The sequence below is a fragment of the Rhodococcus sp. 14-2496-1d genome, from assembly GCF_002259365.1.
GTDB lineage: Bacteria > Actinomycetota > Actinomycetes > Mycobacteriales > Mycobacteriaceae > Rhodococcoides.
In genome coordinates, this window is sequence record NZ_NPFV01000018.1 from 87,790 (window position 1) to 106,861 (window position 19,072).

At 64.9% G+C, this 19,072-nt stretch carries 19 protein-coding genes and 1 riboswitch; of the genes, 11 read left to right on the plus strand and 8 right to left on the minus strand.

Features of this window, described 5'->3' with window-relative positions; all coding sequences use genetic code 11:
* Positions 1 to 2: 2 nt before the first annotated feature.
* Complete coding sequence (locus CH296_RS13925; protein ID WP_094685036.1) at positions 3 to 1,682, plus strand: signal peptidase I; 1,680 nt, start codon at positions 3 to 5, stop codon at positions 1,680 to 1,682.
* A gap of 88 nt (positions 1,683 to 1,770) precedes the next feature.
* The gene (locus CH296_RS13930; protein WP_032397143.1) at positions 1,771 to 2,211 is read left to right on the plus strand and encodes an LGFP repeat-containing protein; all 441 of its coding nucleotides are present in this window, start codon (positions 1,771 to 1,773) and stop codon (positions 2,209 to 2,211) included.
* A gap of 67 nt (positions 2,212 to 2,278) precedes the next feature.
* Here the strand turns inward: CH296_RS13930 and CH296_RS13935 are convergent, their stop codons facing one another.
* The gene (locus tag CH296_RS13935) at positions 2,279 to 2,803 is read right to left on the minus strand and encodes a methylated-DNA--[protein]-cysteine S-methyltransferase (RefSeq protein WP_094685037.1); all 525 of its coding nucleotides are present in this window, start codon (positions 2,801 to 2,803) and stop codon (positions 2,279 to 2,281) included.
* 91 nt (positions 2,804 to 2,894) lie between these two features.
* On the opposite strand from CH296_RS13935, the gene CH296_RS13940 reads away from it, so the two are divergent.
* Complete coding sequence (locus CH296_RS13940) at positions 2,895 to 4,376, plus strand: PLP-dependent aminotransferase family protein (RefSeq protein WP_094685038.1); 1,482 nt, start codon at positions 2,895 to 2,897, stop codon at positions 4,374 to 4,376.
* Between the two features lie 87 nt (positions 4,377 to 4,463).
* On the opposite strand, the gene CH296_RS13945 is transcribed toward CH296_RS13940, so the two are convergent.
* Positions 4,464 to 5,540, minus strand: coding sequence for a CaiB/BaiF CoA-transferase family protein (locus CH296_RS13945; protein ID WP_094646874.1), 1,077 nt, complete (start codon positions 5,538 to 5,540; stop codon positions 4,464 to 4,466).
* Between the two features lie 95 nt (positions 5,541 to 5,635).
* Here CH296_RS13945 and purT point away from each other — a divergent pair, with 95 nt between their 5' ends.
* Together purT and CH296_RS13955 are read left to right on the plus strand one after the other, a co-directional pair.
* Positions 5,636 to 6,832, plus strand: a complete 1,197-nt coding sequence (gene purT, locus CH296_RS13950; protein WP_094646778.1) for a formate-dependent phosphoribosylglycinamide formyltransferase — start codon at positions 5,636 to 5,638, stop codon at positions 6,830 to 6,832.
* A gap of 24 nt (positions 6,833 to 6,856) precedes the next feature.
* Complete coding sequence (locus tag CH296_RS13955) at positions 6,857 to 7,339, plus strand: DUF456 domain-containing protein (protein ID WP_094685039.1); 483 nt, start codon at positions 6,857 to 6,859, stop codon at positions 7,337 to 7,339.
* 1 nt (position 7,340) lies between these two features.
* Here the strand turns inward: CH296_RS13955 and CH296_RS13960 are convergent, their stop codons facing one another.
* A complete protein-coding gene (locus CH296_RS13960; RefSeq protein ID WP_094631008.1) occupies positions 7,341 to 8,087 on the minus strand; it encodes an amidohydrolase in 747 nt (248 codons plus the stop codon).
* 55 nt (positions 8,088 to 8,142) lie between these two features.
* Between CH296_RS13960 and CH296_RS13965 the strand changes: the two genes are divergently transcribed.
* Positions 8,143 to 9,012 carry an SMP-30/gluconolactonase/LRE family protein gene (locus CH296_RS13965; protein ID WP_179277722.1) on the plus strand — a complete coding sequence of 290 codons (870 nt, stop codon included), beginning with the start codon at positions 8,143 to 8,145 and terminating at the stop codon, positions 9,010 to 9,012.
* A 67-nt stretch (positions 9,013 to 9,079) separates the two neighbouring features.
* Here the strand turns inward: CH296_RS13965 and CH296_RS13970 are convergent, their stop codons facing one another.
* On the minus strand, positions 9,080 to 10,465 hold the full coding sequence (locus CH296_RS13970; protein WP_094685041.1) for an FAD-dependent oxidoreductase: 1,386 nt from the start codon (positions 10,463 to 10,465) through the stop codon (positions 9,080 to 9,082).
* A gap of 296 nt (positions 10,466 to 10,761) precedes the next feature.
* Here CH296_RS13970 and CH296_RS13975 point away from each other — a divergent pair, with 296 nt between their 5' ends.
* From CH296_RS13975 to CH296_RS13990, 4 genes are read left to right on the plus strand one after another with little or no spacing between them, the layout of a single operon-like run.
* Positions 10,762 to 11,622 (plus strand): TauD/TfdA family dioxygenase, encoded by an 861-nt coding sequence (locus tag CH296_RS13975; RefSeq protein WP_094659539.1) that lies wholly within the window; start codon positions 10,762 to 10,764, stop codon positions 11,620 to 11,622.
* Between the two features lie 34 nt (positions 11,623 to 11,656).
* On the plus strand, positions 11,657 to 12,184 hold the full coding sequence (locus CH296_RS13980) for a hypothetical protein (RefSeq protein WP_094630957.1): 528 nt from the start codon (positions 11,657 to 11,659) through the stop codon (positions 12,182 to 12,184).
* A 45-nt stretch (positions 12,185 to 12,229) separates the two neighbouring features.
* The gene (locus CH296_RS13985) at positions 12,230 to 12,643 is read left to right on the plus strand and encodes a rhodanese-like domain-containing protein (protein ID WP_032397134.1); all 414 of its coding nucleotides are present in this window, start codon (positions 12,230 to 12,232) and stop codon (positions 12,641 to 12,643) included.
* Positions 12,640 to 13,863 carry an O-succinylhomoserine sulfhydrylase gene (locus CH296_RS13990; protein ID WP_032397133.1) on the plus strand — a complete coding sequence of 408 codons (1,224 nt, stop codon included), beginning with the start codon at positions 12,640 to 12,642 and terminating at the stop codon, positions 13,861 to 13,863. The genes CH296_RS13985 and CH296_RS13990 overlap by 4 nt, the downstream gene beginning before the upstream one ends.
* A gap of 5 nt (positions 13,864 to 13,868) precedes the next feature.
* Here the strand turns inward: CH296_RS13990 and CH296_RS13995 are convergent, their stop codons facing one another.
* The 4 genes from CH296_RS13995 to CH296_RS14010 form a co-directional block, all read right to left on the minus strand.
* Complete coding sequence (locus CH296_RS13995) at positions 13,869 to 14,810, minus strand: TauD/TfdA family dioxygenase (RefSeq protein ID WP_176459343.1); 942 nt, start codon at positions 14,808 to 14,810, stop codon at positions 13,869 to 13,871.
* Positions 14,811 to 14,989: 179 nt separating this feature from the next.
* The gene (locus CH296_RS14000) at positions 14,990 to 16,063 is read right to left on the minus strand and encodes an isochorismate synthase MenF (protein ID WP_094685042.1); all 1,074 of its coding nucleotides are present in this window, start codon (positions 16,061 to 16,063) and stop codon (positions 14,990 to 14,992) included.
* A complete protein-coding gene (locus CH296_RS14005) occupies positions 16,063 to 16,821 on the minus strand; it encodes an HAD-IIA family hydrolase (RefSeq protein WP_094631006.1) in 759 nt (252 codons plus the stop codon). The genes CH296_RS14000 and CH296_RS14005 overlap by 1 nt, the downstream gene beginning before the upstream one ends.
* Before the next feature lie 87 nt (positions 16,822 to 16,908).
* Positions 16,909 to 17,247: a WhiB family transcriptional regulator gene (locus CH296_RS14010; protein WP_306436981.1), complete on the minus strand. Its 339-nt coding sequence runs from the start codon at positions 17,245 to 17,247 to the stop codon at positions 16,909 to 16,911.
* Positions 17,248 to 17,450: 203 nt separating this feature from the next.
* Here CH296_RS14010 and CH296_RS14015 point away from each other — a divergent pair, with 203 nt between their 5' ends.
* Entirely contained in the window at positions 17,451 to 18,806 is a 1,356-nt protein-coding gene (locus tag CH296_RS14015; RefSeq protein ID WP_094685043.1) for an LLM class flavin-dependent oxidoreductase, read from the plus strand.
* Positions 18,807 to 18,909: 103 nt separating this feature from the next.
* A riboswitch (SAM riboswitch) is annotated at positions 18,910 to 19,003 on the plus strand.
* The last annotated feature ends 69 nt before the right edge of the window (positions 19,004 to 19,072 follow it).

The window sequence follows — 19,072 nt, forward strand, 5'->3', positions numbered from 1 at the left end:
TCATGTCCGATACCCACGCAGCCTCGGCTACCGGAGCGCCATCCGGCCGGCGTCTGCTTCGCGAGATCGCACTGACCGTCGGCGCTGTCTCCGGGCTCGTCTGTGTGCTGTTCGCGCTCGCGGCCGTGTTCTTCGGTATCACCCCGTTGGTCTTTCGGTCCGGCTCCATGGCCCCGGCCATCGACACCGGGGCGCTGGCACTGAGCAAGTCGACCCCTGCCGCAGACATAGAGGTCGGCGACGTCGTCAAGGTCACTAGCGCGTCGGGAGCAGGAATCACCCACCGCGTGGTCGAGATCGGCGCAGTCGGAACCGACAGTGTGCAACTGTTCCTTCAGGGTGACGCGAACCCCGAGCCCGATGCCGAGAGCTACGTCGTGTCCGAGGCCGATCGTGTGTTCTTCAGCGTCGGGAAACTCGGCTACGCGGTCACCTGGCTCAGCGGCCCGGTCGCAGTGTTCATCGGTGGCATCGCCGTCGGCGTACTTCTCATGACCGCGTTCGGATTTCGTAGGTCCCCTGTGGAGTCCTCTGCGCAGCCGGACGACGACGATCGACCGCAGGAACCGCCCAGCGGACGGCACAGCGCCCAGGGACGCGGGACGTCCACCCTCGGTGTGGTGCTCGCACTGGCGGCCATCTCGGCAGTGGGCATCACTGCGTCGAACACTCCGACAACCCTTGCTGCGGGGCAAGACACGGCAACGGCCCTCAGCGGCACCATCACCACAGCATTGCCGATCCCCGCGCCGCTGTCGCTGACTTGTACGAATGCCGAGCGGGGTCTTGTCGGTGCGATTCGATTCGTGAATCTCAGTTTTCCATCACGCGGGTCGCAGTACACGTACCAGTTGACCTTGAAGAAGGCAGGCGAGAACGACCGTGAGTTCGCGGTAGCCGGGACCGCTGCTACCGGGGTAGTCATCACTCAAGCAGTGGAAAACGGAGCCCTCCTGGAATTGCTGCCGCTGCCACTGGCCCCTGTACTCGACGGCGTGTACACCGCATCCATCCGAACCAAATCGGGTACGAGGTTCTCGCAGCCGAGCCCGACCGTGAACTTGACCATGAGCAACGGCCTACTTCTCGGATTGGCTGCAAGTGCGCGGTGCGGAGGCACCGCTGCCGCTGCCGCAGCCCGCAGCGCCCCGCAGGCGATCGCTCCCGAGGCAACTACTCCGTCCTCCACGACATCCACCCCCACCACTCTGGCACCGGAGTCAACCGCAGTACCCGGAACGACTACGCCGTCGGTCGAGGTTCCGCCGTCCACGACTGTCCCGCCGTCCACGACTGTCCCGTCGACCACTGACGGGGGACCCGCGGCGGTGGCCCCACCGCCGACCACCACAACAACAACGACGACCCCGCCGGCACCTGCGGCGCTGTCCGCCCCGGTGACCTCGCCGTCGGGTGCATCGACGGCCCGGGTGGTCGACATCGACGGCGCTCCGACTCTGCAGATCGTCGACGCAGCCGGAGCAGTCCAGTACAGCGCTCCCGCCACGTCCAGTGAGGCATACGGCTACGGCGTGAATTGGTCGGCCGGGGATCAGCTGTGGCTGCTCGGTCCCGATCGTCTCGTTCGTCTCGACAGCACCGGCGGTTCGTGGTCGCGAACGGTGATCGATCCGACGGCGACGGAACAAATTCCGGCGGAAATTCTCGCGCTCTTGAATTAGTGCCGTCACATATATGTCGGAATCGAACTGCACATCTGCTCGCCTGCGTGGATAATTGCGCCCAGGTAAATCGACGGAAGGTCGAGCGATGACTGAGAATTACAACGGATTGGAAGTTTTCAGCTACCAATTCGATCGCTTCGCATACGAACATCCATGGATCGGCGCTCAGGCCGGTGAATTCATGCTCGGCCCCGAGGGTGGGGGAATGCTCGAATTCACGCACGCTACCGTCTTCGCGCTTCCCGAGGGTGGCGCGCACGAAGTGCACGGTCCGATCCTCGACTGGTACCTCGGTCACGGGGGACCCTATGGCGCACTTGGCTATCCGATCAGTAACGAGCGTCCGACACCCACCGGATCCGGTCGCTACAACCTCTTTCAACGCGGAGCTATCGGGTGGTTGCCGGAGGTGGGTGCATTCACCATCGGTGGTCGGCACGAGGAATCCGATGTGACTCCGGGCCCGGAAGCTGAATTGGTGTCGGCGGTGGACGCGCCCATCGACGCACTCGGTATTTCTGCCTGAATCCTTTCCTGCTCCCCGTTTCGATTGTATTCTTCGGTCTCGCGGTTTTGTTCGTCGATGAAGCAGCTCAGAACAATGTTGGCTCGTCGAATCCTGGGACTCCTTCGATGCCGAGTATTTTCTGTTTGGTGTTCGCGCCACCCGGTGCCGAGAAGCCGCCGACTTCCGTGCCTGCGCCGAGTACCCGATGGCACGGGACGATGATCGGCACGGGGTTTCGTCCCAACGCGCCGCCTACGGCCTGGGCTGCGCCTGGGTGGCCGAGTCGGCGGGCAATGTCGCCGTAGGTGAGTGTCGCGCCCCGGGGAATGCTGCTGCACACGGTGTAGACCGAGGCGTCGAACTCCGAGATGTCGAGGACCAGCGGAATCGGGCTCATGTCGACTGTCCGTCCATCGAGCAGGGCGACGATTCGCGCGATCGCGTCGGCCGCCAATGTGTCGACAGGCCCTGTTGCTGCGCCGAAGCGGTTCAGATAGTCCAGCATCGCCTCGTCCGATGGCTCGGGCAGGGCGACGGCGAGCACGCCGTCGTCGGTCCAGGCGATTCCGCAACGGCCGATGGAGGTGTCGAAGAGCGTGCTGCTCGGCATGGGTTCAGTATCTACCTGCCCTCATGTGGCAGTCCAGTGGAGTGCGCAATGGACTTGAAAGTCGGAGGCCAGTGGGCGAATACTGGAGTGCATGGCTTCGAGAGTCCTCAATGCAACGTCACTGGCCCGCGATCTCGGCAGCTGGCGCGGCGACGCGTCCTCGGACGGATCCGGGAGGCGCAAGGCGTCGCGTCCGACGTATCGCGCATTGGCCGATGGCGTTCGACTGCTGATTCACGACGGTCGCATTCCACTCGGCGTCGGTCTGCCCAGTGAGCGTGATCTGTCCGCGGCTCTCGATCTCAGTCGTACCACCATCACGTCCTCGTACTCGGTGCTGCGAGACGAGGGTTATCTGATCAGTAAGCAGGGATCACGCAGTACCGTCGCTCTGCCTGCTGCGCCCACCCCCAACGGAATGTTGATTCAGTCGACATCGCCTTCGGGTCCGGTCGTGGACATGTCTCACGCAGCGATGGCAGCAGCGGACGGCACCATGACCGCGGCGTACGAGTCTGCGCTGCAAGCACTTCCGACCTATCTTCCGACGCACGGCATGGAGCCCATCGGTCTGGCGGTGCTGCGGGAGGCCATCGCGCAACGCTTCGTCGAGCGTGGCCTGCCGACGACGGCCGACCAGATCATGGTCACTTCCGGTGCGCAGCAAGCAGTTCGGCTGCTGCTGGGTACCTTGACCTCGCCCGGCGATCGGGTGCTGATCGATCACCCGACCTATCCCAACGCCCTCGAAGCCATCAGGCGAGTGGGTGCCCGTCCCGTACCGGTGCCGGTACGTCCGGCCGACGGCGACTGGGATCTCGACGGGATACGCAGTGCAGCAAGGCAAACAGCAGCCAAGGTTGCGTACCTGATTCCGGACTTCCACAATCCAACCGGGCAGGTGCTCGGTGCCGAGGGGCGGGCCGAACTCGCCCGCATCACCCGCGACACCCGTATGACGCTCATCGTCGACGAAACCATGGTGGACCTGTGGCTCGACGCCCCGCCGCCGCCGCCGGTCGCGTCGTTCGGGCGGGTCTCCGGGTCCGACATCGTCACGATCGGTTCGGCGTCCAAGTCGTTCTGGGGCGGGCTGCGCATCGGATGGATCAGAGCGCATCCGTCGCTCGTCTCACAGCTCGCGGGCTCGCGGGCAGCGCACGACCTCGGCACCTCGATCATGGATCAATTGGCGTCCTCGTTCCTGTTGCAGGACGCCGAACCCGCGCTCGAGCTCCGTCGATCGCACTTGCGCGAGCGTCGGGACGTACTCGAAGAGGCTCTGGCCGAACATCTTCCGGACTGGCGTTACCGCCGCTCCGAGGGCGGCATGTCGCTGTGGTTGCAGCTGCCTGCACCGGTGTCGAGTGCGCTCGCCGCCACCGCGCCCACATTCGGCGCGATACTCGCGGCAGGCCCACGATTCGGCGTCGAGGGTGCATTCGAGCGCTACCTCAGGTTGCCGTACACCCGTGAGCCACAGGAGCTTCGGGCCGCGGTGATGGCCACGGCTGCTGCTTATCGTGCCCTCGCTCCCAGCGCCGAATCGGAGCAGCCGGCGCTGGTGTTCTGACCGGCCATGTTCTGACCGCGAACTCGAAGTTATGGACGGAAATCAGCCGAAAAAAGCGTCCACAACTTCGAGTTCGGCGCAAGCAGATCAGACCCAAACCGACGCGATGTCGGTTGCTTCGGCGGGCGGTGGCGTCGGGACTCCGTTTTCGGTGCGGGAGAAGCGCGGTGCCGGGCGGTGCTGGGTGACGCCGCCGATGTCGATGAGGGAGTCGCGGTCCTTCATGTGCGGATGGTTCGGGGCCTCGGCGAAGGTGAGTACCGGCGATACGCAGGCGTCGGTGCCGTCGAAGATCGCGGCCCATTCGTCGCGGGTCTTGGACAGGAACGTCGAGGTGAACCTCTCGCGCAGCTCGGGCCAGCGCGACTTGTCCATCTGCGGCGGGAGGTCCGCATCGGCGAGGCCGAGGCCGGTGAGCAGCTGGGCGTAGAACTGCGGCTCGAGCGAGCCGACTGCCATGTACCGGCCGTCCGAGGTCTCGTAGGTGTCGTAGAACGGTGCGCCGGTATCGAGCAGGTTCGTGCCACGGTCGTCGCTCCAGGCTCCGACGCCACGCCAGGCCCAGATCATGTGCGAGAGTGCGGCGGTGCCGTCGACCATGGCCGCGTCGACCACCTGGCCCTGTCCGGAGTTCTGGCGCTCGTAGAGCGCCGCCATGATGCCGAAGACGAGGAACATCGAGCCACCGCCGAAGTCGCCGACCATGTTCAGCGGCGGCACGGGGCGCTCGCCCTCGCGACCGATTGCGTTCAGCACGCCGGTGACGGAGATGTAGTTGATGTCGTGGCCTGCGGTCTGCGCCCACGGGCCTTGCTGGCCCCAGCCGGTCATGCGGCCGTAGACCAGGCGCGGGTTGCGGGCGAGGGCGTCGTCGGGTCCGAGGCCGAGGCGTTCGGTGACGCCGGGTCGGAAGCCCTCGATCAGCACGTCGGCGCGTTCGACGAGACCGAGCACCTTCTCGATGTCGGCCGGATCCTTGAGGTTGGCCTCGACGATGGTGCGGCTGCGCAGCTGGTGGTCGTGGGCAGAGATCTGCCCGGCGCGCTGGACGCGTACGACGTCTGCGCCGAGGTCGGCCAGCAGCAGTGCGGCGTGCGGGCCGGGCCCGATGCCCGCGAGTTCGACCACGCGAAGCCCTGCGAGTGGTCCACCAGTGTTCGACACGTTGTTTGCCTCGTTCCGACTCGTCACCTGCGAATGTGAATGGAGACTAACTTGTACTAGGTCGTCCAACCGATCGGGGTGTGGATAATAGGGCTGTGACTGCCGCAGATCCCGTCCGTATCGGTACACCGCTCACTCCCGGGGCCACCCGGGTGATGCTGCTCGGCTCGGGTGAGCTGGGCAAAGAGGTGATCATCGCGTTCCAGCGCCTCGGCGTCGAGGTGATCGCCGTCGATCGCTACGACAACGCCCCTGGCCATCAGGTGGCTCATCACGCGTTCACGATCGACATGAGCAACCCGGAAGAACTACTGGCGCTGATCGATTCGCAGCAGCCGGATTTCGTGGTGCCGGAGATCGAGGCCATCGCGACCGATGCCCTGGCCGAGGTCGAAGCGCGGGGCAGGAGTGTGGTGATCCCGACGGCGCGCGCGACGCAGTTGACCATGAACCGTGAGGGCATCAGGCGTCTCGCCGCCGAGGAGCTCGGGCTGCCGACGTCACCGTACGCGTTCGCCGATTCGCTGGAAGACGTACGAGAAGCGTTGTCCACCATCGGCTTTCCTGCCGTTCTCAAGCCCGTCATGTCCTCGTCGGGCAAGGGGCAGTCCGTCGTGCGCAGCGAGGACGACGTCGAAGCGGCGTGGGACTACGCCCTGAAGGGCGGTCGCGTCGACCTCGGCCGTGTCATCGTCGAGGGATTCGTCGATTTCGATTACGAGATAACACTTCTCACCGTTCGAGCGAGCGACGGAACTTCGTTCTGCGAGCCGATCGGGCACCTGCAGGAGTCCGGCGACTACATCGAATCCTGGCAACCACAACCGATGTCCGACGCGGCCCTGGCCGGTGCGCGCGACGTCGCCGAGCGCATCACGACGGCGCTCGGTGGGCGTGGGTTGTTCGGCGTCGAACTGTTCGTGCAGGGCGACAACGTGTACTTCTCCGAGGTCAGTCCGCGGCCGCACGATACGGGCCTGGTGACGCTTCGTACGCAACGGTTCTCGGAGTTCGAGCTGCATGCCCGCGCCGTTCTGGGTCTGCCGATCGACACGACGCTGCTGTCGCCGGGTGCGTCGGCGGTGATCTACGGCGGTGTCGACGCAGACGGCATTCACTTCGAGGGCGTCGCCGATGCGCTGGCCGTCCCCGAGACCGACCTGCGCCTGTTCGGCAAGCCGACGAGCTTCGTCCGACGCCGGATGGGCGTCGCGGTGTCGACGGCCTCGGACATCGAGACGGCACGGAGCAGGGCCCGCGAGGCAGCAGGCAAGGTTCGTCCTGTCGTCTGACTCGGCACAGGGCACACTGAGCCCATGAGCGTGCTCGGTGAGGTCCTGGTCGGCCTGGTGATTCTGGTCGGCCTCGTCGGTATCGTCGTCCCGATTCTGCCGGGCACCATCTTGATCTTCGCGGCCGTCGCCGTGTGGGCGTGGGTCACCGGCGGAGCCGCCGCCTGGACGGTGTTCGCGGTCGCGACGGTGTTGTTGGTTCTGAGCGGCGTCGTGAAGTACACCTGGCCGGGCCGGCGCATGCGGGAGGCCGGAGTGCCGATGCGATCGTTGATGATCGGCGGACTGCTCGGCATCGTCGGATTCTTCGTCATCCCCGTCGTCGGACTGTTCGTCGGCTTCATCGCCGGCGTCTACGTCGCCGAGGTGCCCAGGCATCGCAATCATTCCGAGGCATGGAGATCGACCGTGCACGCCACCAAGGCGGCAGGACTGTCCATCCTGGTGGAGCTGTTCGGCGCGTTGCTCGCCTCGGCGGTGTGGCTCGGCGGAGCGCTCTTCGTCTAGGTCAGGTGACCCGATACCAGGCCCGGGCGTTGCCGTCGAGCACCGCCGGGAGGTCGCCGCCGACGGCGTGAGAAATGATGTCGATGTCGGTCTCCGAGAACGGACGCGGGGCGCGGGTGCCCGGTAGATCGGTGCCGAACATCAATGCTGCCGGATTCACGCGATGAATTTTCTGCAGAGTGTCGATGATGTCGAGGTCCACCCGGCCGAATCCCGTTGCCTTGACGCGTACTCCGCGGTCGACGAGGTCGAGCAGATACGGCAGGCCCTGCGTCGACAGTCCCAGGTGGTCGATGCTCACGGCCGGTAGCTTCGCGAGGATGGGTTCGAGGGAGAGCAACAGGGACGCATCGACGTACAGCTCGGCGTGCCACCCCACCAGTTCGTGCACGCGCCGCGCCTGGGTGGTGAGCATCTGGACGTCCGTCTCGCCGCGCTTGAGGTTGAACCGCATTCCGCGGACACCCGCGTCGTCCAGCGCGACGATGTCCTCGTCGGAGCACTCCGGATCGATCTGAGTGACGCCCACCCAGCCACGCCCCAGGGTCTTCAACGCCGCGAGCAGGTAGGTCTGGTCGGTGCCCTGGAACGATCCCGAGACCACTGCGCCACCGGTGATACCGAGCCCGTCGACGTCGTATAGGTAGTTCGAGACGGTGTACGGATCGGGCAGGAAACCGTGGTTCTCGATGAGCGGAAACGCGGGGTCGATGATGTGTAGGTGGGCGTCGAACACGGGCCCCAGCATGCCAGCTCGCGCATTCGGCGTCGCGGCCACCGTCCGCGGTGTTTGAATTCGAAACATGAAACCGGAGACCACAGTCGTTCTCGACGGATACACCTACTTCGAATGTCCGAGATGGCACGAGGGGAGGATCTGGGTATCGGACTTCTACTCCCATCGCGTCGTGTCCGCCCTCGAGGACGGCTCCGACGTACGAGTCGAAGCCGAGGTGCCCAATCAGCCGTCGGGCCTGGGATGGTTGCCCGACGGGCGGCTGCTGATCGTGTCGATGCGTGACTACAAGTTGCTACTGCGTGAGCACGACGGTTCGCTGACCGTGCACGCGGATCTGTCGACTTATGTTCGGGCGAATCTGAACGACATGCTCGTCGACGCGCACGGCCGCGCGTACATCGGCAATTTCGGCTTCGATCTGATGAACTTCGCGCCCGTCGAGACGGCCGACCTGATTCGCGTCGACCCGGACGGTTCCGCGCACGTCGTGGCGTCGGATCTGTACTTCCCCAACGGAATGGCGTTCACCGCGTCGGGCGAACTGCTGGTGGACGAGACGGTCGGCAATCGGGTCAGTGCCTTCGACATCGCCGAGGACGGGTCACTGGGGGAGCGCCGTGATTGGGCGAAGTTCGGCGAACTGCCGTCGTCGACGGACATGGCCACGGCCATCGGGGAGGTGAAAGTGGCCGCCGACGGATGCTGCATCGACACCGACGGCACTATGTGGATCGCCGACGCACTGGGGCAGCGAGTGCTGCACGTTGCGCAGGGCGGGGAGGTTCTCGAGCAACTCGATTTCGATCTCGGAGTCTTCGCCTGCGGACTCGGCGGATCCGACGGCCGCACGCTGTTCGTCTGCGCGGCACCGGATTTCAACGAGCATCAACGCAAGATCGAGACCGAGGGCAAGTTGTTGGCAGTGCGCGTGTAGTGCGCTTCGCGCAGTGGTGCGGTTGTGCGCTCCCTGGGGCACACAACCACACCACTGCCGCAGGCACTCAGGCCTTGTCGGGCTCGGATGCCTTCAGCATGTCCTCACGCTCGACGACCTTCACGCGCTCGCGGCCCTCGGGCTCGCCGAGTGAGCGCTCGTGCGCGTCGAGGCGGTACCAGCCGTCCCACGTGGTGAAGGGGACCTGCTTGCCTTCGAGGAACGAGGTGACGGCATCGAGATCCGGTTCGACTGCGCCGACGAAGCTCGGCGCATCCTCGAGCAGATTCGCGACGGTCTCGTTGGCGTCGCCCTTGGTGTGGCCGATGAGGCCGACGGGTCCGCGCTTGATCCAGCCGGTGACGTACGTGGCCGGAACGGGCGTGGTGGAGGACGGGGACTCGACGACGCGTCCGGCCTCGTTGGGGATGGTGCCTGCCTGCTCGTCGAACGGGAGCTGGCTGATGTTCTGGCTGAGGTAGCCGACGGCGCGGTAGACGGCCTGAACGTCCCAGTCGTTGTACTTGCCGGTGCCCTTGACGTTGCCGGTGCCGTCGAGCTCGGTGCGCTCGGTGCGTAGACCGACGACCTTGCCGTCCTCGCCGAGTACCTCGTGGGGTGACTCGAAGAAGTGCAGGAACAGCTTGTGCGGGCGGCTGCCGACGTCGCGGATGGCCCAGTCCTGCAGGGTGTTGGCGACCATGTCGATCTGCTTGGAGCTGCGGCGGGCCTGCTCGGAGCCCTCGTCGTAGTCGATGTCCTCGGGAGAGACGATGACCTCGATGTTGGGGGAATGGTCGAGCTCGCGCAGCTCGAGCGGGGTGAACTTCGCCTGAGCCGGTCCGCGGCGGCCGAAGACGTGCACCTCGACCGCCTTGTTGGCCTTGAGGCCCTCGTAGACGTTGGCGGGGATCTCGGTGGGGAGCAGTTCGTCACCGGTCTTGGCGAGCACGCGCGCGACGTCGAGAGCGACGTTTCCGACACCCAGGACGGCGACCTTCTCGGCCTCGAGCGGCCAGGAGCGCGGCACGTCCGGGTGGCCGTCGTACCAGGAGACGAAGTCGGCGGCACCGTAGCTGCCCTCGAGGTCGATGCCGGGGATGTTGAGGGCGCGGTCCGCGTTGGCACCGGTGGAGAAGATGACGGCGTCGTAGAAGCGGCGCAGGTCGTCCAACGTGATGTCGGTGCCGTAGTCGATGTTGCCGAGGAGGCGAACCTGCGGCTTGTCGAGCACCTTGTGCAGGGCGGTGATGATGCCCTTGATGCGCGGATGATCGGGGGCCACGCCGTAGCGGATCAGCCCGAACGGCGCAGGCATGCGCTCGAAGAGGTCGATGCTGACGCCCGGTCCGCTGACATTGTGGTCGGACTTCATGAGCGCGTCGGCGGCGTAGATGCCTGCCGGTCCGGCACCGACGATGGCGACGCGGAGTGGACGAGTCTGATCGGTCATGTGCAGCGAGCTACCTTCTTCGAGGGAAGTGCGGACACCCCAGCATAAATTAAGGACTACCTGAGCTGGGGCAGTGGGCAACTTGCCGGATTTCCCGGTTTCCGGTAGGAATTGCTCTGTGCACACGACATACCTGGTCCGACGGTTCACCGTCGACTTCTGTCGTACCTGCACCAACATGTGTTGTCGGTGACAAGACCCGACGCCCCTTCCCCTCCTCCAGCAGGACGGGACCCCTCTCTCGACGGCAGCGTTGCCGAAGATCAGCGCTCGGCCGTGCACGGATTCGAGGACACATGACCACTCTGGAACAGACCGCAACTCTCACTCTCGACAAGCTCGGCCCGAGCTTCGGTGCCGAGGTCATCGGCCTCGACGTCGCGTCGGCGTCGGACAGCCAGATTCACGCCGTGCGACGAGCCCTCGTCGAACACAAGGTTCTCGTGCTGCGTGGGCAGACGCTCGACGACGCGGGCCACATCGATTTCGGCCGCAGGCTCGGTGACCTCACCGCAGGTCACCCGGTGCACGACAGCGGTCACGTCGCCCCCGAGGTCTACGCCCTCGACAGCCAGGACAACGGATTCGCCGACGTCTGGCACACCGACGTCACGTTCATGGAACGCCCGCCGATGGGCTCGATCCTGCGTCCCGTCGTCCTACCGCCGCACGGTGGCGACACCAACTGGGCCGACAGTCAGCTCGCCTACGAATCGCTGTCCGCACCGGTCCGCCGAATGATCGACGGCCTCACGGCAATGCACGACGGCAACCGCGAGTTCGGCTACTACCTCGCGCAGAAGCGCGGCGGAAAAGGCAACGTGTGGGACGGCAAGGAAGTCACCGCGCTGGTCCCCGTCGAACATCCGGTCGTGCGGGTCCATCCGGAAACCGGCCGCAAGGGGCTGTTCGTCAATCCAGGTTTCACCTCCCACATCGTGGGGGTGTCGGAGGCCGAGAGTCGCGGAATCCTGGACCTGCTGTACGCGCACCTGACCAAGCCCGAACACATCGTGCGGCACCGCTGGCGGTTGGGCGATCTGGTGCTGTGGGACAACCGCAGCACCTCGCACTATGCCAATCGCGACTACGGCACCGAGCACCGCAAGATGCACCGCATCACGTTGCGAGGAGACATTCCCGTCGGACCCCGCTAGTGCCCGGCCCGTCGGATCGAGGAAGATTGGCCGCATGGCGTCGTGGAGTGAACGTAGGCAGCAGTGGGTCGACAGTCGTGAGGAAGCGCGCAACAACGCGTCCAAGGCGGCTGCCGACTCCGGCGAGCAGCGTCCGCCCAACGCGTGGCCGTTCATCCTCGCCGTCGGCGTCGTCGTGGTGTTGCTGGTCGGCATCTTCGCGGCCTCGAAGTTCGCACCTGCCGAGGACAACGTGACGCAGGCCCAGTTGCTCACCGACGCCGTCGACGGATTCCTCGAGGCACAGAACACCGGCGACGCAGACTTGCTGCGCCAGAACACCTGCTTCGATCAGGTCGAGCGCCTCGTTCCGGGCGACGATGCGCAGTACCGAACCGATCGAGCAGGCGAGGTCGAGCGGAACGGCAAGACGTCCATCGACGGGGTGCCCTCCGACTATCAGGTCAACGGCGACCGCGGAATGGTCACGGTTCCGCTGAAGGAAGAGAAATCCGGAGCGCAGACCGACGACGTGTGGAAGTTCCTCCGCGTCGACGACAAGTGGCTGGTGTGCAATGTCTGATCTCGGTATGTGTGACGTAACGGCAAGTGACGGAAGGCTGATCCAGTGACCTACGCAGGTGACATAACCCCGGAAGCTGCCTGGGAGTTGTTGCAGAACAACCCCGAGGCCGTGCTCGTGGACGTTCGTACGCGCGCCGAGTGGCAGTACGTCGGAGTGCCGGACACCTCCGGCATCGACCGCCCGACGCACCTGATCGAGTGGGTCAGCTTCCCCGACGGTGCCCGGAACGCCAACTTCGTCGACGATCTCAAAGCCGCAGGCGTGGACGGCGATCGACCGGTGGTGTTCCTGTGCCGCTCCGGTCAGCGATCCATCGGAGCCGCCGAGGCCGCGACGGCAGCAGGCATCGGTCCGTCCTACAACGTGCTCGACGGCTTCGAAGGTGCCACCGACGCCGACGGCCACCGCGGAGCCACGGGTTGGCGTGCGGTCGGGTTGCCTTGGAGGCAGTCGTGACGAACCTTCCCAAAGGCGGCGGATTCGACAAGCCCTTGCCCGAGGGCGTGGGTCAGGGAACGCTGGGAGTGCGCGGCGGCCTGATGCGATCCGGCTTCGACGAGAACGCCGAAGCCCTCTATCTCTCTTCGGGTTTCGTGTACGAGAGTGCCGGTGCGGCCGAGCAGGCGTTCACCGGTGAAATCGATCATTTCGTGTACTCGCGCTACGGCAACCCGACGGTCAAGATGTTCGAGGAACGGTTGCGGCTGATCGAGGGTGCCGAGGCATGCTTCGGAACCTCGAGCGGGATGTCCGCGGTGTTCACCGCGTTGGGTGCATTGCTGAAGGCCGGTGACCGATTGGTCGCTGCGCGTAGTCTTTTCGGATCGTGCTTCGTGGTGTGCAACGAGATTCTGCCGCGGTGGGGAGTAGAGACCGTCTTTGTCGACGGCGAAGACCTCGAGCAGTGGGAGCAGGCGCTGTCGGTGCCGACCACGGCGGTGTTCTTCGAGACCCCGTCCAATCCGATGCAGTCGTTGGTCGATGTCAGGCGCGTCTCCGAGCTGGCTCATGCGGCCGGCGCAACGGTGGTGCTGGACAATGTGTTCGCAACGCCGCTGCTGCAGCGCAGCCTCGAACTCGGTGCCGACGTGGTCGTGTACTCGGGTACCAAGCACATCGACGGCCAGGGGCGGGTTCTCGGCGGTGCCATCCTCGGCTCGAAGGAGTACATCGAAGGACCGGTGCAGACTCTGATGCGGCACACCGGCCCGGCGCTGAGCCCGTTCAACGCCTGGACATTGCTCAAGGGCTTGGAGACGATGCCGGTGCGGGTGCGGCATTCGGTGAAATCGGCGCTGCAGATCGCCGAGTTCCTCGAAGGCCATCCGGCGGTCAGATGGGTCAAATATCCTTTCCTGCAGTCGCATCCGCAGTACGAGCTGGCGAAGTCGCAGATGTCGGGCGGCGGTACCGTCGTGACGTTCGAGCTCGACGCTCCCGAGGGCGAGGGCAAGAAGCGTGCTTTCGAGGTGCTCGACGCCTTGCGCATCGTCGACATCTCCAACAACCTCGGCGACTCGAAGACGCTGATCACGCATCCGGCGACCACCACGCACCGCGCGATGGGGCCGGAAGGCCGTGCAGCAGTGGGCATCACCGACGGCGTCGTACGCATCTCGATCGGTCTGGAGGACACCGAGGATCTGATCGGGGATCTGGATCAGGCGCTGAAGTAGCTGGGTCAGAGTGTCACCGGTACCGGTTTGTCGATGAGGGAGTAGTGCGCGGCATCGCCTGCAACCACTCGGCTTCTCTCACCGTTCGGGTGTACCGGCACGTCGCCGGCCAAGGTGATGCGTTCGAGGCGGCGGTACTGATCGTCCCAGTCGGCGACGGCGTAGTGCTGGGTGGCACGGTTGTCCCAGATGGCCACGTCGCCGAGGCTCCAGGTCCAGCGAACAGTGTTCTCCAGCTTGGTCACTCGATTCTGTAGGAGATCGAACAGCGTATGCGACTCCTTGGTCGACAATCCGATGAAGTTCTTCACGAAGTGACCGAGTAGCAGAGTCTTCTCGCCGGTCTCGGGGTGTACGCGGACGACTGGGTGTTCGGTCTCGAAGTATGTGGACTGGAACTCCTTTCGGTACTCCTCGGTCTTGTCGTTCCTGATCTTCTCTGCAGCGGTCGCCGAGTAGTCGTAGTTGTTCGAGTGCGTGGCCCAGAGGTTGTCCACCAACGCCTTCAGTGAATCCGGCAGCTGAGCGTAGGCGGCGGTCTGTGAGGCCCAGGTGGTGTTCCCGCCGTATTCCGGGAGGCTGACCGCACGCAGGATCGAGGCCTTCGGGATGCGGTCGACGAAGGTCACATCCGAATGCCAGCTGTTGGCCTTGCCGTATTCGGAGTCGATGGCCAGTGTCCTGGTGCCACGGGAGGTCACCGTCGGGTGCGGGGTGGTCGGCGACCCGAGCAATTCGGCGAACGCATACTGGCTTTCGTCGTCGAGATGGTGCTGGCCGCCGAAGAAGATGACCTTGTGCTCGAGCAGAGCCCGACGAACGAACTCGACAGTGTCGGCATCGAGATCGCCGCCGAGTCGCACACCCTCGATGCGGGCACCGAGGTTGCCGCCGATCTTGATCGCACGCAGAGCTGTCGTATTCTCGGCAAGAGTGTCCACCGACATGTCGATACCTTTCGCTGGTCGAAGACTGCCCGAATCACACCGGCGCAGTGCGTAATTCAACAAGCTGACCACTGTCGATCGTGGATGTACACAGTTCGATTCACCGTGATCTCAATGCCAGGATCTCGACACCAGGATCTCGACACCACGATCGATTGGTAGCGGTGTACGGGTGGACGTCAGTGCTCGAACACGCTGAGAACGGTGCGGAACTTGGCCGTGGTCTCGTCCAGCTCGGCGTCGGGGTCGGAATCGGCGACGATGCCCCCACCTGCCGTGGCCGTTCCTGACCGTCCGTCTGCCGAGAGCTCGATACAGCGGATCGTCACCATCCACTCGCCGTCGCCGCTGCCGTCGGTCCAGCCGACCGCTCCGGCGTAGAAGCCGCGGGAGCCTTCGACGTCTGCGATCGCCGCCATCGCTGCCGCGCGGGGGACACCGGCGACTGCAGCGGTGGGGTGCAGTGCCAGCGCGAGGTCGAGCGCCGAGGTCTCGGGGTCGGCCAAGGTGCCGACGATCGGCGTCGACAGGTGCCACAGCTGCGGAGTACTGCTGAGCTGTGGCGACTCGGGCACCTCCAGCGTCTCGCAGAACGGCGTCAACGCAGCCCGGATCTCGTCGACGACGAAGCGATGTTCGGCCTGATCCTTCGCACTGGCCGCCAACGCCGCGGAGATGCGCGCTTCCTCGTCGGGGTCGGTCGATCGTGCGGCCGTGCCGGCGAACGGATGGCAGGTGACGATGTTGCCGCGCTTGCGAACCAACAGTTCCGGGCTCGCGCCGACGATGTGCCTACCCCGATGCGTGGCGGGGGACAGGTCCGCCAGGAAGCCGTTGCCCATCGGATCGCGTGAGACCAGAGCGCTGAGCACCGAGGCAGCGTCGATCGGGGAATCCGCGGTCACCTCGATGGCCCGCGCGAGGACGATCTTCTCGGCCACACCGGCTTTCAGCTGCTCGACGACATCCCGCACTCGCTGCACGTGCACGTCGGGATCGGGAATCTGTCGTGCGACGGTCACCTCGGGCAACGGCGGTTGAGCATCGACCGTCGACCAGGGTCCGTCGAGGCGGTAGAACTGCTCCGGCTCGATCAGGGCGGTGGCGTCGGACATGTCGAAAGGGATTGCGCCGACGACATTTCGGCCGTCCCGCACCGCAGCGACTGCGTCGGCGATATCGGGAAACGTGTGCCGGACACCCAGCCCGACGACGTGGTGATCATGGCGGGACAGAACGAATTCGAGAGTCATCAGAACGGGTTCTGCGTGCGGCCCACCAGGTCTGCGACGGAATCGAGAACTTTGGTCGGCCGGTACGGGTACTGCTCGACGGACTGGACCGTCGAGATCCCGGTGAGGACCAGGATGGTCTGCAGTCCGGCTTCCAGGCCCGAGAGCACGTCGGTGTCCATCCGGTCGCCGATCATCAGCGTGTTCTCGGAATGTCCGCCGATCGCGCGCAGGGCCGACCGCATCATCAACGCGTTGGGCTTGCCGACGTAGTACGGCTCCTTACCGGTGGCCTTGGTGATCAGCGCGGCCACCGAACCGGTGGCGGGCAGTGACCCCTCGCGGGACGGGCCGGTGGCATCGGGGTTGGTTGCGATGAAGCGCGAACCCCTCTCGACGAGACGAATGGCGGTGGTGATGGCCTCGAACGAGTACGTCCGGGTCTCGCCGAGCACCACGTAATCGGGGCTGGAGTCGGTGAGGGTGTAGCCGATGTCGTGTAGGGCGGTGGTCAGACCCGACTCGCCGACGACGTAGGCGCTACCACCGGGCCGCTGATTGCCCAGGAATGTCGCGGTGGCGAGGGCGGAGGTCCAGATCGACTTCTCCGGAATGTCCAGACCGGTGAATGCGAGACGCGCGCGCAGGTCACGGGGGGTGCGAATCGAATTGTTGGTCAGCACGATGAACGGAATCTCGTTGGCCTGCAGCTCGGCGAGGAACGTGTCGGCACCGGGGATCAGGTGATCCTCGTGGACGAGCACGCCGTCCATGTCCATCAGGTACGTCCACTGCTGAGGCTTCTCGGTTTCGCTCACCCACCCATTGTGAACTACGGCGGTCGCACCGAAGGCGCGACTACGGTACTAACTCGCCTGCAGTTCCTCCGCACGCCGGGAGTTGGCTCGGTGCTGTTGTCGCTCCCGGGCTGTCGTTCCGCCCCAGACTCCGAACGGTTCGTTGGCGGCCAGTGCGAATCGTCGGCACTCGTCGATGACCCCGCAGCCCGCGCACACCTGCTTCGCGCGGTCCTCCCGTGCGCGGCGAGCCGAGCGGCCTTCGCCGGACGGGGAGAAGAAGATGTCCGAGTCCTGTCCTCGGCACAGTGCGTCGACCTGCCAATCCCAGGATTCGGTGGTGGAGGAGATTCTGCGTTCGGTCATGGCGATTGCGGTGTTCTTCGACGTGGCAGAGCTGTTCGGCATCGTGGCGACCCATTCCTTTCGTCGACGCTGCGCGAGACCCGGCCCGCACAGAACGATTCGCTACCGAAAAGGCTCGCCGGGTCGATGGTGCGACGCAATGATTGAAATCAGGCTGATTCGAGGGGCTGCGGTCGGTGCGTTGCCGACGGCTGCGGAGTGTTGCAGCTTCGCCGGGTGGTGCGAATTCGTGGCAAGGTGCAGATATGACTCGGCCGCTCAGGTTCTCCGCATTCGTCATGAACACCACCTCTCATATCGTGCACGGTGCGTGGCGCAAGCCGGAAGCGGAGCAGTCCGATTTCTCCTCGTTGGAGCATTGGGTGTCGTTGGCGAAACAACTCGAGCGAGGCAAGTTCGATTTCGTGTTCTTTGCCGATGTCGTGGGGCTGTACGACGACCATCGAGGTTCGTGGGAGAAGTTCGTCGAGTCCGGTTTGCAGATTCCCAGCAACGATCCCACCGTGATCGCGTCGGCGATCGCTTACGCGACAGAGCATCTCGGGATCGCCTTGACCTCGTCGATTCTGCAGGAGCATCCGTTCAACTTCGCGCGGAAGATGTCCACGCTCGATCATGCGTCCAACGGCCGTATCGCCTGGAACATCGTCACGAGCCTGTCACCCAACGCCTGGCGCAACTTCGGCTACGGAGATCTGGCTCTGCACGAGGATCGATACGCCTGGGCGGACGAGTACGTCGACGTCGTGTACAAGCTGTGGGAGGGGTCGTGGGACGACGGAGCTCTGTTGCAGGACAAAGCATCCGGTCGACACGGTGATTTCTCGAAGGTGCACAAGATCGATCACGTCGGTGCGCGCTACAGCGTCGAGGGCCCGCATCTCGTGGCTCCGTCTCCGCAGCGGACACCACTGTTGTTCCAGGCCGGATCGTCGCCGACGGGCCGACGCTTCGCTGCGCGCAACGCCGAGGCCCAGTTCATCGCCTCTCCCACACCCGAGGCCGCGCGCTCGCTCATCGCCGACACGCGCCGTCTGGTCGTCGAGGCAGGGAGGTCCCCCGGGGACCTCGAATTCTTCCAGGGTCTGTCGTTCGTCATCGGTAGTACCGAGAGCGAAGCTCGACGCAGAGAAGCGGAGTTGGACGAATACGTCGACGACGAGGCGATGATCGCGCACGCTGCGGGTGGGATCGGCATAGATCTGGGCTCCTACGACCTGGACACCCCGATCGGTCAGGTGCAGGGACAAGGCTCGCAGAGCACGTTGGCGTGGCTCCGCGAGGCGATCACCGATCGAGAACCCACCGTTCGGGATCTGGCGCACATGCGGACTCGGAGCGGGCGGGTGGTGGGAACGCCGGAGTCCATCGCCGATCGTCTCGAACAGTGGCGCGACGCCGGCGTCGACGGGATCAACGTCATCAACTCGACGATCCCGGGCAGCTACCTGGAATTCATCGATCATCTGATGCCGGTTCTTCGGCAACGCGGGCTGGCGCAACGGGAGTACGGCCGGGGCACCGTCCGAGCCAAACTCACCGGCCGGGACAGACTGCCCGCGTCGCATCCGGCTGTCCGATACCGGGGCGCCTTCAGCTGACACCGGGCAGTTCGGAAACGTGGCAAGGGTTGAAATCATCGTGATTTCAACCCGAAAGACTACGCGCACTTGACTTTTCAATCTGACGTTCTATACATTCCTGTCACCATCCAGAGCGACCGAGAGACCTTGGCTCTACGACGTCGCAGCAACCCCGCCCTCGGGCGTGTGGGTGCTACCGCCAGGACCGATGGAGGAACTGCTGATGAACACCTGTATCCGTACGCCCGCCTGACCGATTCGCGTACTCACAGTCCACCCTTTCG

Bases quoted from the DNA above. Each gene is read 5' to 3' on its own strand.
- CH296_RS13930 (WP_032397143.1), top strand. From the start codon at position 1,771: ATGACTGAGAATTACAACGGATTGGAAGTTTTCAGCTACCAATTCGAT.
- CH296_RS13935 (WP_094685037.1), bottom strand. From the start codon at position 2,803: ATGCCGAGCAGCACGCTCTTCGACACCTCCATCGGCCGTTGCGGAATC.
- CH296_RS13940 (WP_094685038.1), top strand. From the start codon at position 2,895: ATGGCTTCGAGAGTCCTCAATGCAACGTCACTGGCCCGCGATCTCGGC.
- CH296_RS13995 (WP_176459343.1), bottom strand. From the start codon at position 14,810: ATGTCGGTGGACACTCTTGCCGAGAATACGACAGCTCTGCGTGCGATC.
- CH296_RS13965 (WP_179277722.1), top strand. From the start codon at position 8,143: ATGAAACCGGAGACCACAGTCGTTCTCGACGGATACACCTACTTCGAA.
- CH296_RS13925 (WP_094685036.1), top strand. From the start codon at position 3: ATGTCCGATACCCACGCAGCCTCGGCTACCGGAGCGCCATCCGGCCGG.
- CH296_RS14015 (WP_094685043.1), top strand. From the start codon at position 17,451: ATGACTCGGCCGCTCAGGTTCTCCGCATTCGTCATGAACACCACCTCT.
- CH296_RS13975 (WP_094659539.1), top strand. From the start codon at position 10,762: ATGACCACTCTGGAACAGACCGCAACTCTCACTCTCGACAAGCTCGGC.
- CH296_RS14000 (WP_094685042.1), bottom strand. From the start codon at position 16,063: ATGACTCTCGAATTCGTTCTGTCCCGCCATGATCACCACGTCGTCGGG.
- CH296_RS13980 (WP_094630957.1), top strand. From the start codon at position 11,657: ATGGCGTCGTGGAGTGAACGTAGGCAGCAGTGGGTCGACAGTCGTGAG.
- CH296_RS14010 (WP_306436981.1), bottom strand. From the start codon at position 17,247: ATGCCGAACAGCTCTGCCACGTCGAAGAACACCGCAATCGCCATGACC.
- CH296_RS13970 (WP_094685041.1), bottom strand. From the start codon at position 10,465: ATGACCGATCAGACTCGTCCACTCCGCGTCGCCATCGTCGGTGCCGGA.
- CH296_RS13955 (WP_094685039.1), top strand. From the start codon at position 6,857: ATGAGCGTGCTCGGTGAGGTCCTGGTCGGCCTGGTGATTCTGGTCGGC.
- CH296_RS14005 (WP_094631006.1), bottom strand. From the start codon at position 16,821: ATGGACATGGACGGCGTGCTCGTCCACGAGGATCACCTGATCCCCGGT.
- CH296_RS13960 (WP_094631008.1), bottom strand. From the start codon at position 8,087: ATGCTGGGGCCCGTGTTCGACGCCCACCTACACATCATCGACCCCGCG.